13 protein-coding genes are annotated in these 11,511 nt (G+C 64.3%); 4 read left to right on the top strand and 9 right to left on the bottom strand.

Features of this window, described 5'->3' with window-relative positions; genetic code table 11:
* Window positions 1-76: 76 nt before the first annotated feature.
* The 4 genes from NKJ58_RS01970 to leuD form a co-directional block, all read right to left on the bottom strand.
* Window positions 77-427, bottom strand: coding sequence for a VOC family protein (locus tag NKJ58_RS01970; protein ID WP_023671691.1), 351 nt, complete (start codon window positions 425-427; stop codon window positions 77-79).
* A 13-nt stretch (window positions 428-440) separates the two neighbouring features.
* The gene (locus NKJ58_RS01975) at window positions 441-824 is read right to left on the bottom strand and encodes a RidA family protein (protein WP_023699291.1); all 384 of its coding nucleotides are present in this window, start codon (window positions 822-824) and stop codon (window positions 441-443) included.
* A 307-nt stretch (window positions 825-1,131) separates the two neighbouring features.
* Window positions 1,132-2,055 carry an Ivy family c-type lysozyme inhibitor gene (locus tag NKJ58_RS01980; RefSeq protein WP_352519396.1) on the bottom strand — a complete coding sequence of 308 codons (924 nt, stop codon included), beginning with the start codon at window positions 2,053-2,055 and terminating at the stop codon, window positions 1,132-1,134.
* A gap of 64 nt (window positions 2,056-2,119) precedes the next feature.
* Window positions 2,120-2,725 (bottom strand): 3-isopropylmalate dehydratase small subunit, encoded by a 606-nt coding sequence (leuD, locus tag NKJ58_RS01985; RefSeq protein ID WP_023683818.1) that lies wholly within the window; start codon window positions 2,723-2,725, stop codon window positions 2,120-2,122.
* Window positions 2,726-2,887: 162 nt separating this feature from the next.
* Between leuD and NKJ58_RS01990 the strand changes: the two genes are divergently transcribed.
* Window positions 2,888-3,313, top strand: a complete 426-nt coding sequence (locus NKJ58_RS01990; RefSeq protein ID WP_023683817.1) for a GNAT family N-acetyltransferase — start codon at window positions 2,888-2,890, stop codon at window positions 3,311-3,313.
* 140 nt (window positions 3,314-3,453) lie between these two features.
* The gene (locus NKJ58_RS01995; RefSeq protein ID WP_023715738.1) at window positions 3,454-4,185 is read left to right on the top strand and encodes a DUF72 domain-containing protein; all 732 of its coding nucleotides are present in this window, start codon (window positions 3,454-3,456) and stop codon (window positions 4,183-4,185) included.
* A gap of 204 nt (window positions 4,186-4,389) precedes the next feature.
* Here the strand turns inward: NKJ58_RS01995 and NKJ58_RS02000 are convergent, their stop codons facing one another.
* From NKJ58_RS02000 to NKJ58_RS02015, 4 genes are read right to left on the bottom strand one after another with little or no spacing between them, the layout of a single operon-like run.
* Window positions 4,390-5,556 carry an NAD(P)/FAD-dependent oxidoreductase gene (locus NKJ58_RS02000; RefSeq protein ID WP_352519397.1) on the bottom strand — a complete coding sequence of 389 codons (1,167 nt, stop codon included), beginning with the start codon at window positions 5,554-5,556 and terminating at the stop codon, window positions 4,390-4,392.
* Between the two features lie 30 nt (window positions 5,557-5,586).
* Complete coding sequence (locus tag NKJ58_RS02005) at window positions 5,587-7,182, bottom strand: sensor histidine kinase (protein WP_352519398.1); 1,596 nt, start codon at window positions 7,180-7,182, stop codon at window positions 5,587-5,589.
* Window positions 7,170-7,865 (bottom strand): response regulator, encoded by a 696-nt coding sequence (locus NKJ58_RS02010; RefSeq protein ID WP_352519399.1) that lies wholly within the window; start codon window positions 7,863-7,865, stop codon window positions 7,170-7,172. Before NKJ58_RS02010 ends, NKJ58_RS02005 begins: the two co-directional genes overlap by 13 nt.
* 4 nt (window positions 7,866-7,869) lie before the next feature.
* Window positions 7,870-9,396 (bottom strand): DUF4153 domain-containing protein, encoded by a 1,527-nt coding sequence (locus tag NKJ58_RS02015; protein ID WP_352519400.1) that lies wholly within the window; start codon window positions 9,394-9,396, stop codon window positions 7,870-7,872.
* Between the two features lie 349 nt (window positions 9,397-9,745).
* On the opposite strand from NKJ58_RS02015, the gene NKJ58_RS02020 reads away from it, so the two are divergent.
* Both NKJ58_RS02020 and NKJ58_RS02025 read left to right on the top strand, forming a co-directional pair.
* Window positions 9,746-10,624 carry an HpcH/HpaI aldolase/citrate lyase family protein gene (locus NKJ58_RS02020; RefSeq protein ID WP_352519401.1) on the top strand — a complete coding sequence of 293 codons (879 nt, stop codon included), beginning with the start codon at window positions 9,746-9,748 and terminating at the stop codon, window positions 10,622-10,624.
* 63 nt (window positions 10,625-10,687) lie between these two features.
* Entirely contained in the window at window positions 10,688-10,894 is a 207-nt protein-coding gene (locus tag NKJ58_RS02025) for a DUF1737 domain-containing protein (RefSeq protein WP_023673921.1), read from the top strand.
* A 163-nt stretch (window positions 10,895-11,057) separates the two neighbouring features.
* On the opposite strand, the gene NKJ58_RS02030 is transcribed toward NKJ58_RS02025, so the two are convergent.
* A complete protein-coding gene (locus tag NKJ58_RS02030; RefSeq protein WP_023702572.1) occupies window positions 11,058-11,480 on the bottom strand; it encodes a metallopeptidase family protein in 423 nt (140 codons plus the stop codon).
* Window positions 11,481-11,511: the final 31 nt, after the last annotated feature.

Below are 11,511 nucleotides of genomic sequence, written 5' to 3' on the forward strand. Positions count from 1 at the left end.
TGAAGAACGCTACGACGGCGCCCGCCTCTCAAGACCTGGGTTCCTCGCCGTGGCCAGAGGCGGGGGGAGGAACAAATCACTTGTGCGACAAAATATTCACCAACCGGCCGAACGGATCGCGCACATAAAACCGCCGTACGCCCCACGGCTCGTCGGCCGGACCGTATTCGACGGCAAAGCCGGCGGCCTTCATGCCTTGCAGCGCCGCATCGACATCGTCGACCTCGATGGAGAGGTCCGGCACCGGCGTGCCGGAGCCGCCCTGGGCCATGAAGCTGATCTGCACCTGCATCCGTTCGTCGGACCCGTAGGTGACGATCCAGCCCTGATCCATCAGCACATCGAGGCCAAGCACGTCCTGATAGAAGCGTTTCGCCGCCGCCGCGTCCTGCGTCCCGATATTGGCTACGATGCGCCGGACCGTCATGGCTTTGGCCTCCTCAAGCCGTGCGCCGCAGCGCCGTGACTTCGATCTCGATCTTCATTTCCGGCTTGTTGAGCTGGCACACGATCATCGTCGCCGCCGGCCTGATCTCGCCGAAAGCCTCGCCGAGGATGGGGAAGACGACGTCCGCGATGGCCTGGTCGGTGATGTAGTAATGCGCCCGCACCACATCGGCCATGTCGAAGCCGCCATCCCTCAGCGCCTCGGCGATGGTCGCCAGGCAATTGCGCGTCTGCGCCTCCACCGTTTCCGGCATGGCCATCGTCGCATAGTCATAGCCGGTGGTTCCCGAGACGAAGCACCAGTCGCCCTGCACCACCGCGCGCGAATAGCCGGCGGTTTTTTCGAAGGGCGAACCGGTGGAGATGAGTGTGCGCATGGAGCCTCGCTGTGGTTTCGGACACTTTGCAGGAAGAGGGCCGGCCAGGCCATGGGCCAAGTCAGGTGCAAATCTTGGTCGTCGGCGGGACAGCACCCCCCTCTGGCCTGCCGGCCATCTCCCCCTCAAGGCGGGAGATTAGCAGTTCGGACGCCTTTCTCGCTTTCCACATTTGCGATTGGCGAAAGCCAGAGTGACGTCTGATCTCCCCCCTTGAGGGGGAGATGCCCGGCAGGGCAGAGGGGCGTGTGACGGATCGCGACGAAACAAGCATGAACACCGAGTGTTCGCCGCGCTGCCGCGAACTCTAGTTCCCCGACTCCTGCGCCTTGTCCATTGCTTCCTTCACATCCGCAGGCCAGGTCTTCACGTCAGGCCACGCCTGCGGCTCGCCATTGTCGCCGCGCCGGGCGAAGTAGAGCGTGTGCTTGGCCGGGTCGACCGCCATGAAACCGTCATTGCTGCCGCATGCGTGCGGCACGCAGCCGGTGGCGTAGAAGGCGCCCGACGCCGTCTTTTCGGTGCCGCCGCCGACCAGCAGGCTGGTCGCCATGTCGGGCATGGTGTCGCCGAGCAGCGTCTGCGCCGCCTTGTAGACGGCCTCATTGTGGAAGGCGTCGATGATGTTCTGGTATTTGGCCGGATCGACGTCCTTCCAGTCCGTACCCGGCTCCGGCGCGTAGGTCAGGTCGCCCGAGATCGTCAGCCCATCGCTGGGCGACCATTGCAGCGCTTGCTTCGTATCGCCCGGCAACAGATACGGCACGAAATAGATGGCGTTGTCGGCCACCGCCGCCGGCGGCGCGCCGCATTCGTCCTGTTCGACCTTGAGGCTTTGTATCTCGCCGCCTTCCGGTTTCCAGACGATGACCTCGGCCGGGCCGCACTGGTTGCCGCCGTCGCCAACATCGACCAGCGCCACGTCGACGCCGCCGACCTTGACTGTTCTGTCGAAGAACACGTCGTAATTGCTGGCCAGCTGCTTGCCGTCATAGGCCAGCACCTTTTCGCCATCCTGCTCCGGCTGGGTGATGGTCAGCTGCCCGCCCTCGAACGGGACCGGCCCTTGGCTGTCATCGTCCGCCAGGGCCGCATTGCTCGACGCGCCCGGATCGGCGGCGGACGGATCTTCTGCCGGCACGAGGACCGTGTCGGTCTGTGCTTGCGCGCCGGCCACCGGCATCAGCATCCACGCCAGCGCGCAGGCGCCGGCAAGAAGAAAACGTGTCATGACTGTCCCCTCCGTTCAGCCGCCACGAACCCGGCTTTGTGGCGGCCGGGCCATCTCGTACCACTCAGGCCCAAGGACGCTCGGCAGCGTTCTTCTTCTCGAACGAGGCGATGGCGCCGGCCTTCTCCATGGTCAGGCCGATATCGTCGAGACCGTTCAGCAGGCAGTGGCGCTTGAAGTCGTCGAGGTCGAAGGTGACCACGCCGCCGTCGGGGCCGCGGATTTCCTTGGCCTCGAGGTCGACCGACACCGTCGCATTGGAGCCGCGCGAGGCGTCGTCCATCAGCTTCTCCAGGTCTTCGGGGCTGACGGTGATCGGCAGGATGCCGTTCTTGAAGCAGTTGTTGTAGAAAATGTCGGCGAACGACGTCGAGATGACGCAGCGAATGCCGAAATCGAGCAGCGCCCACGGCGCGTGTTCGCGGCTCGAACCGCAGCCGAAATTGTCGCCGGCGACCAGGATCTCCGCCTTGCGGTAGGCTGGCTTGTTAAGCACGAAGTCGGGGTTTTCCGAGCCATCGTCCTTGTAGCGCATTTCGGCGAACAGGCCGCTGCCGAGCCCGGTGCGCTTGATCGTCTTGAGATAATCCTTGGGGATGATCATGTCGGTGTCGACATTGACGATCGGCATCGGTGCGGCGACGCCGGTGAGCTTGGTGAATTTTTCCATGGCTTTTGCCCGTTCTTGATCGAATTCGTTGCGTCAGGGTTTGCTGCGCCCGGTTTACACAAAGCCGCCGGCAAATAAAAGGCAACTGTTGGTGCGCGGCCCGATCGAAAGATCGGCGGCAAACGTCTTTAAAACCGGCCGCCGCTGGTGCACCTTGCGCCCATGACCACACAATCGAATATTATCTATGCCAGTGAGCCTGAGCTCGACGTCGCTGAATTCCGCCGCGTTCTGGTTGAATCCACGCTCGGCGAAACACGCCCCGTCGATGACGACGCCCGGCTGCAGGCGATGCTTTCGGGCGCGAACCTGGTGCTGACCGCGCGGCTCGATGTCGAAGGCACGCCGCTGATTGGGGTTATCAGGGCCATCACCGATTTTTCCTGGGTGTGCTACATTTCAGAGCTCGCCGTATCCCAATCTGCGCAAGGCCTCGGCATCGGCAAAGGCCTGATGGACGAGGCCCGCCGGCAGCTTGGGCCTTCGGTCGCCATCAGCTTGATCTCGATGCCCGACGCCGTCGGCTTCTATGAGCGTATCGGCATGAAGCGCATGCCCGACGCGTTCTGGTTCTCACGCAAGGGCTGACGTCGCGTCAGAAGCAATCGCCGATAGGGACCGGGCGGCGGGCAAGGTTCTCGGGCAATGCGGAACGGTGTTCAGGACCCCGCGGCGCAACGCCTCCTTGTCGCCCTTGACCCGCGCTTCATCCGGTCCAAATCCGCAGCATGGGAAATCGCCGATCTCTGATAGGCACCGCCGGATGGGGAATTCCGTCTCGATACAAGGCTGACTTTCCGCAGCCCGGGTCGCATCTCGAACGTTACGCAAAATGCTTTCCGGTCGTGGAAATCGACACCTCCTTCTACAAACCGCACCGCCGCGAGACCTATGAGCGCTGGGCGCACGCCGTGCCGGAGCACTTCCGCTTCGCGGTCAAGGCACCGAAGAGCATGACCCATGAGCATCGCCTCGCCGATTGCGAGGGGCTGACAGAGGACTTTCTCGGGCAGGTCGAAGGTCTCGGCGAAAAGCTGAGCGTGCTTCTGGTGCAGCTGCCGCCAAGCCTGCCCTTCGAGCCGGAGGTCGCCGGCGGCTTCTTCGACATGTTGGGCAGGCGTAGCCTGGCAAGGCTGGCATGCGAGCCGCGCCATCCCAGCTGGTTCGGTGCCGAGGCGGACGCACTGCTCGCCGGTCACCAGGTCGCACGGGTCGCCGCCGACCCGGCTTCGGTTCCGGAGGCAGCAGGGCCGGGTGGCTCGCCCGGCCTTGCCTATTTCCGCTGGCACGGCGCGCCGCGCATCTACTATTCGGGTTACGATGCCGAAACGCTCGACCGGTTTGCGCGGCAAGTGGAAGCAGCGGCCGCTTCCGGTGCCGAGGTCTGGGGCATTTTCGACAATACGGCCGCCGGGCATGCACTGGGCAACGCGATGGCTGTCAGTGCGATGGTTGCTTAGACTCTCGCGGGACAGCACCCCCCTCTGGCCTGCCGACCATCTCCCCCGCAAGGGGGGAGATCAGATGCCGCGACCGCTTTCGCCAATCGCCGACGTTGCAAGAATGGCGCCTTCGCCGAAGCTGCCAATCTCCCCCCTTGCGGGGGAGATGCCCGGCAGGGCAGAGGGGGGTGGGCGGGAACTCGACAGTGAGCTTTTGCCGCCTCAAATCACATTCAATTCCCGGAACGCCCTTCCTTCGGCCACTCTGGCGTACCCGAACGCCGAGCAATCCACGGTCCGATACCCGCCATGCACCAAAAGCTCCGCTAGCGCCTTGCCGACGGCCGGCGCCTGCTGCAGCCCATGCCCTGAGAACCCGTTGGCGAAGATGAAATTCTCGACCTCGGGATGCGGTCCGATGACGGCGTTCTGGTCGAGCGTGTTGTAGTCGTAATGGCCGGCCCAGGCGCGGGTCGGCTTGATTGCTTCGAAAGCCGGAATGCGGGTTGCCAGCACCGGCCAGATCACCTCTTCGAACAGCGGCCAGTCGACGTCGAAATCCCGGGGGTCGGCGGGGCCATCGCCCTCCTCCAGCTCGGCGCCGCCGGTGAGATAGACCGAGCCTTCAGGCCGGACATAGATGCCGGATGGGTCGACCAGCAGCGGCATGTCGGCGTATTTTTCCCGCGCCTCGAAGACGAAAACGTTGCGCTTGCGCGGCTCGACGGGCAGGACGAGTCCCGCCATGCCGGCCACCTTGCCGGCATTCGGCCCGGCGGCATTGACGACGATGCCGGCTTGCAGTCTTTCGCCATTGTCGAGGTCCACGCCGGTGACGCGATTGCCCTGCCTCTCGATGCCAGTGACGTCGGCGGCGATGAAATCGACTTGTCTGTCGCGCAGCGCCTTGCGGAACAGCGTCAGCATCGCATGAGCGTCGAACCAGCCCTCGCCGCTGCGGCCGAAGGCGCCGGCGCTGATGCCTTCCGTCGACAGCCACGAAAAGCGCTTTGCCAGCTGGTCGGCATCCTCGAGCAGAATGTCGGCGCCCTCGGCGACCTGCGCCTCGTGGTTGGCTTTCAGGATCGGCAACCCGGCCTCGCCGGCCAGGATGAGATAGCCGCCTTCGCGAAAACCGATATCGGCATCGGTGCCGAAGGTCTCCTTCAGTCGCCGGAACAGGTTTAGCGTGAACTGCGACAGCCGGATATTTTCCGGAATCGAGAATTGCTGACGGATCGAGGCCATGGACAGCGTCGTTGCCGCATGCGCGAATTGCGGGTCGCGTTCGATCAGCGCGATGGAGCCGGAAAAGCCTTCCTCGCGCAGATAATAGGCGACCGAGGAGCCGACGATGGCTCCGCCGATGATGACGGTGTCGTAGCGCACTTTGTTCTCCGATCCGGCCGCCGGCATCCTTCACGCCGCCGGCACAATGATCTCGAAGCGCGTGCCGCGCCCGGAGTCAACCAGCGCGATCGTGCCATCATGCGCTTTCAGGAGGGCCAGCACGATGCCGAGGCCCGTGCCGGTGCCGCCGGACTCGCGCCGCGTGGTGAAAAACGGCTCGAAAATGCGCGCCCTGTTGCTCGGCGAAATGCCGGCGCCATCATCGCTGATCGCAATCGTCACTTTGCCGTCGGCGCTGGCAGCCGCCAGCAAAACCTGGGTCGCGCCGTGCCTGGCGGAATTGTCGATCAGGTTGGCAAGCACGATCGCCGCATTCTCGGCCGAGATGCGCAGACCGGTTTCGCCGCCCGTCTCGATGGTCACAGCCAGCCTGCCGTCCACCGGCAGCAATGCCAGCGCCGCATCGAGCGATGTGCTTTCGCCGCTCGGCGCCAGGTTTTCCGCGCGCGCCAGATCGAGCAGGCGCCGTACCAGCAGATTGAGCCTTCCGGCATCGTTGACGATGTTGCCGGAAAACCGCTTGCGCTCTGCCGCGTCCATCGCCTCGCCGGAATCGCGCAAGAGTTCGGCCGCGCCCTGGATCGCCGTCAGCGGCGATTTGAGCTCGTGCGAGACATGGGTGGCAAAGGTCTGGATCGAGTCGGAGCGCGCCTGCAGCTTTTCGGCCATGTCGAGAAAGGCCGCGGACAGCTCGGCCATTTCGCGCGTGCCGTGATGGTCGAGCGGCCGGATGGCGTCGCGGTCGCCGGCGGCGATGCGCCTCGTGCGCTCCATCAGCGCGTAGATCGGCCGGCTGACGGTGCGCAGGAACACCAGCGCGATCAGCAGCGTGCCGAACAGCATGGCGATGGCCGCCAGCGTCACCTTGCCGCGTTCGCCATAGAGATGCTTGACGATGTTGTTCGGCGTTCGAGACAGGTAGATCACGCCGGCGACATGGCCGTCGACCGCGATCGGCATGGCGACAAAGACGCGAACTTTCGTGCCGCGGCTGACCGAATAGAGCGGCGGTGGCGGCTGGTCGGGAATTCGTTGCCTGAGCGAGCTGGCATAGTGGCCGGTAAGGGCGGTGCGCACCTCCTCTACAAGGGCCAGCGACAGGCCGACCTCGTCGCGCCCGGCAATGACGACGCCATGCGGGTCAAGCAGCCGGAAGCCGGCCAGGGTGGTTTTCTGCGTGGTGTCGAGAATGCCCGACAGCCGCGCGCCGATCGCTGCAAAGGCCGGATCGGTGGCGGCAGCGACGCCGGCGGGCCGGGTCGGCAGCAAATAGTCGGAGGCGAGATCGAGGGTAGGCTCGATCGGCTGGTAAGGCGTGTCGTCGCCGCGGCTGGCTTCGCCGCTGTCAGCCTGCATCGGCACCCCAAGCTTCTCCGGGGCAATGGCGGCGTCACTGATATTCTGCGCATAGATGGCGGCGATGACGGCGCCTTGCGCGATCAACTCGCCCTCGGTCTGGCGGATCAGCTGGTTTTCATAAAGCCGGAAGAAGAACAAGCCGACCAGCGGCAGCGCCAGCACCATGATGAGGATGGCGAGGACCACCGTGGCCAGCCTTGGCCGCCATTTGGTGCCGATCCATTTGGCGTCGCTCAGGCGCCGCATCGGCCAAGCCGGAAACCGACGCCATGCACGGTTTCGATGGCGTCGAGACAGCCTGCCGCCGCCAGCTTGGCGCGGATGTTGCGGATGTGGCTATCGACGGTACGGTCGGCGACATGGATGTTGGCGGCATAGGCGCTGGCGACCACCAGGTCGCGCCCCAGCACATGCGCCGGCCGCGCCAGAAATCCTTTCAGGATCGAGAATTCGATCGCCGTCAGCGCCAGCGCCTTGCCGTCGAAACTGGCGCCATGGCTGGCCGGCACCAGGCTGAGCTTGCCATGCGCAAAGTTCTTGTCATCGGCGGGGTCCGGCGCCACCGGGCGGGCGCGGCGCAGGATGACGTTGACGCGCGCCACCAACTCGCGCGGGCTGAACGGTTTCGTCACATAGTCGTCGCCGCCCATTTCGAGCCCGAGGATGCGATCGATCTCCTCGTCTCGCGCCGACAGGAACAGAACCGGCACATCGGAGCGCTGCCTCAGCCGCCGGCAGACTTCCAGCCCGTCCATCTCCGGCATGCCGATATCGAGCACGACGAGGTCGGGCTCGCGGCCTTCGATCGCCTGCAGGGCGGCTGCGCCGTCAGCGACGGCCTGCGTCTTCATCCCGGCCCTCTCCAGCGCAAAGCAGATGATCTCGCGAATGTGCGGATCGTCGTCGGCGACCAGGATCTGATGCGGCATGGATCTAACGGTCCGGCACTGAACGTTGCGAGGGCTGGGTAGGTGGAGGAAGCACGAGCGGACCTCTCTTGTCGAGAACCTGCACGAGCCTCCAGCCGCGAAAGCTCCAGGCGCGCCACTGCTTCTGCTCGGCGATAGTGTCGTCGATCATCATTTGATCGGCCAGACAGGTGGTTTGGTTTCCGAATTGATGCATGTAGAGGCGGTCCAGCGCCGGCATGGCGGCAGCGCCAAGCGAGCGCAGATATTCGGTATCGATAGGCGTGCCGTCGCCGGTCATTTCAAGGGAATGGTCGACATTGAAGTTGGCGATCGCTGCGGCGAAGTTGATGAAGCAGCAGGCATAAAGCGTCGCCGATAACGTCGCAAGATTGGCGGAGAGCAGCCATTCGTTGGATTTTCCAAGCGCGATGCGGGCAATGATCAGTACAAGCCCTGACGCCACCAACCCCATCCAGACGAAGGCGGCGATGCGCCAGTAGGTCAGTGCATAGACGCCGATATAGAGATCGAGCCTGAGAATCGACGAGATGACCAGCACGATGTTCTGCGCCACCCAGGCATAGACCAGCCGGCGGATCAGCGGATCGCTTGACGTTTCGCTGCCCGGCCGCAGCGCCGCCAGTACGAAGCCGGCGGCCAGCAGCGCGGTAGCGATCAGCGGATAGGCGCCGCGATGCGCGTAGGCGGCATAGCTCAAGCCATCGGGCAGGGCGACACCGCCCCAGAGATAGGCGGCGTCGAGCCCGGTCTGCAGTGCAAACAGCGCGTTGAAGACGAGCAAGGCGCGCAGGATCGCCGCCTTGCCGAAGACGACGTCCTCGATCGTTGTCGCGGGTTTGGTCGCGGCTGGTGCGGCCACGGCTGCAGGCGGCGGGCGTCGTGGAAGGCGGCGCAGGAAACGCGGCAGGCGTGGCCGCAGGAAGGCCCAGACGCCGGCGAGCACGACCAGCCAGAAGACAATCCGCGGCAGCTGGATGAGGTCGAGCAGCTTCATCAGGTCGATCAGCGACAGCCAATACTCGATGACCGGATTGGCGGCGCCGAACAAAAGCAGGAACACCGCGCCCAGGGTCACCGGCATCACCCAGACGATGACGGACGCCAGGCGGATGCGGCGGCCGCCAAGACGGCGCACCGTGCGGCGCCAGCGGAAGACGTCACGGATAAGCCGCAGCGGCGCCGCCAGCAGGAAAAGCCCGACCTGGCCGGCAATGCGGGCGATGCCGTGCCGCAACCGCCCGGCCAGAGACAGCGCAAACACGATCAACGCCACGAGCGCGATCGTGACCGACAGCGGGCTGACATTTTCGGCCAGCGGCAGCAGCGTAACGAACAGGCAGGCCGGCTTGAGCCAAGGCCTCGTGGAGTTCAGGGCGGACGGATGCACGGCGACGACCGCGCCGGCAATCACGATGGCGAACAGCAGGACGGTGATTCCGGCGGGCTGGCCATAAAAGAAAAAATCCGCCAGCGCGACGAGCAGGACTGCGATGCCGAAGCGGCTGGAAAAGCTTGCAAACGATGTCATGCGCGGATTTTCCTGATGGGCTGGGTCCGCTCGGCCGGTGGGCGGATAAAAGGGAGCAAGCTTGCCTCCAGGCAAGGGTGGGCCTCGGGCCGTGGCGGATCGACCAACCACCAGCTTTCGCTGCTGAGACGATAGGGTAGGGACCAACGGTTTCGCTGTTGCATGCCGCCTTGTCGCGGGCCCGCATGGACACGGCAGGGCGGAGCGGAGGATGTTTTCCGCAGGGATGTGCAGTTTTCGTGCAGGACCTGCGCTTCGAGCTGGGGCGAGCCAACGGCGGATGGCGGGCAGCGCATCAGGTACCGGTCGGGCGCTTGCCTCCACCAATCACACGCGGCATAGATCGGGTATGACAAGCGAACCCTACCGCCCACGCCGCTCTGTACTCTACGTCCCCGCCTCCAACGACAAGGCGCTAGCCAAGATCGCGCAACTTGCCTGCGATGCCGTGATCATCGACCTCGAAGATGCCGTCGCTCCGGCCGACAAGATTGCCGCGCGGGATAAACTCGCCGCTATTTTCGCCAATCGGCCAAAGCGTTGCGAGATGATCGTGCGCGTCAACGCGCTGTCCAGCGAATGGGGCACTGAAGACCTGCTCGCCGCGGCAAAATTCGAGCCCGACGGCATCCTGTTGTCCAAGGTCGCCACGCCGCGCGATATCCTCGAAGTCGGCGACGTGCTCGACGATAATTTTGCCCCCGACAGCGTCAAGCTCTGGGCGATGATCGAGACGCCCAAGGCCATGCTCAACATCGGCGCCATTGCCGAACTCGGCCGCGACCCGGCCTCGCGCCTAGCTTGTTTCGTTGCCGGAACGAACGATCTGGTCAAGGAAACCGGCATTCTGGCGACGCCCGATCGGCGCTACCTCGTGCCTTGGCTGATGCAGATGGTGCTGGCGGCGCGGGCCGGCGGCATCGACATGCTCGACGGCGTCTCCAACGATTTTCGCGACCTCGACGCGTTTGCGCGCGAATGCACGGAAGGGGCGGCCATGGGCTTCGACGGCAAGACGCTGATCCATCCGGCCCAGATCGAAGCCGCCAATCGCGCCTTTGCCCCCGCGCCCGAAGCCCTTGCCGAGGCGCATGCGGTGAAAGAGGCTTTCGCCTTGCCCGAAAATGCCGGCAAGGGCGTGATTGCGCTGGATGGCAGGATGGTCGAACGGCTGCACCTGGCGCAAGTCGAAAAACTGCTGGCGAAGGCCGCCGCCATCGGCGCATGATTGCCTAAGCCGGCTTCGGAATATCCCGCCCTACAAGACAGAACTTACGACAGGACCTGACCCATGAGACTCTACCGCTTTCTGTCCGCCCCCGATGATTCCACCTTCTGTCACAAGGTAACCGCGGCGCTGAACAAGGGCTGGCATTTGTACGGCTCGCCGACCTACGCCTATGACAAGAAGACCAAATCGATGCGCTGCGGCCAGGCGGTGGTGAAGGATATCGACGGCCAGGAATACGGGCCGGATACCAAGCTGAGCGACTGGTAGGCTTTGCCAGGCACGGACGCAGGCTGTGTCGAGATTCAGGTCAGGCCGAGCCGAGAACAGTGGTTTCCGAGAACCGGAGCGGAGCGTACTTAAAGTACGCGAGCACCGGAAGCGCAGGAAGCTGCCGTTCGCAGGCCGGCTTCACCTGAATATCGGCGCAGCCTCACTCCGCCGCCTCTTCGATTTTCTCCATATCATCATCCGACAGGCCGAAATGGTGGCCGATCTCGTGGATCAGCACGTGGGTGACGATGTCGCCCAGCGTCTCTTCGTTCTCGGCCCAGTAGTCGAGGATGGCGCGGCGGTAGAGGGTGATGCGGTTCGGGCCTTCGCCGGTCTGCGGGTTCCAGCGCTCGGCGATGCCGCGGCCCTCGAACAGGCCAAGCAGATCGAACGGCGTCTCCAGCGACAGATCGTCCATGATCTCGTCGGTCGGGAATTCGGCGATCATGATGACGATCTCGCCGGTCAGCTTGCGGAAATCGTCGGGCAGATGCGCGTACGCCTCCAGCGCCAGAAACTCCATCTCTTCGATCGAGGGCGAGAGTTCATCGTGCCAGGTGCGGGTCTTGTAGATGCGGGCCATGCTTTGTCCTTTGATCCCGGCATATAGGCTT

The organism is Mesorhizobium sp. M0139, from assembly GCF_040322455.1.
Lineage (GTDB): Bacteria > Pseudomonadota > Alphaproteobacteria > Rhizobiales > Rhizobiaceae > Mesorhizobium.

What these genes read in the sequence shown, in the direction of transcription:
- NKJ58_RS02030 (WP_023702572.1), bottom strand. Translation starts at nt 11,480, where the DNA reads ATGGCCCGCATCTACAAGACCCGCACCTGGCACGATGAACTCTCGCCC.
- NKJ58_RS01995 (WP_023715738.1), top strand. Translation starts at nt 3,454, where the DNA reads ATGGGAAATCGCCGATCTCTGATAGGCACCGCCGGATGGGGAATTCCG.
- NKJ58_RS01970 (WP_023671691.1), bottom strand. Translation starts at nt 427, where the DNA reads ATGACGGTCCGGCGCATCGTAGCCAATATCGGGACGCAGGACGCGGCG.
- NKJ58_RS01975 (WP_023699291.1), bottom strand. Translation starts at nt 824, where the DNA reads ATGCGCACACTCATCTCCACCGGTTCGCCCTTCGAAAAAACCGCCGGC.
- NKJ58_RS02020 (WP_352519401.1), top strand. Translation starts at nt 9,746, where the DNA reads ATGACAAGCGAACCCTACCGCCCACGCCGCTCTGTACTCTACGTCCCC.
- NKJ58_RS02010 (WP_352519399.1), bottom strand. Translation starts at nt 7,865, where the DNA reads ATGCCGCATCAGATCCTGGTCGCCGACGACGATCCGCACATTCGCGAG.
- NKJ58_RS01980 (WP_352519396.1), bottom strand. Translation starts at nt 2,055, where the DNA reads ATGACACGTTTTCTTCTTGCCGGCGCCTGCGCGCTGGCGTGGATGCTG.
- NKJ58_RS02015 (WP_352519400.1), bottom strand. Translation starts at nt 9,396, where the DNA reads ATGACATCGTTTGCAAGCTTTTCCAGCCGCTTCGGCATCGCAGTCCTG.
- NKJ58_RS02025 (WP_023673921.1), top strand. Translation starts at nt 10,688, where the DNA reads ATGAGACTCTACCGCTTTCTGTCCGCCCCCGATGATTCCACCTTCTGT.
- NKJ58_RS01990 (WP_023683817.1), top strand. Translation starts at nt 2,888, where the DNA reads ATGACCACACAATCGAATATTATCTATGCCAGTGAGCCTGAGCTCGAC.
- NKJ58_RS02005 (WP_352519398.1), bottom strand. Translation starts at nt 7,182, where the DNA reads ATGCGGCGCCTGAGCGACGCCAAATGGATCGGCACCAAATGGCGGCCA.
- leuD (WP_023683818.1), bottom strand. Translation starts at nt 2,725, where the DNA reads ATGGAAAAATTCACCAAGCTCACCGGCGTCGCCGCACCGATGCCGATC.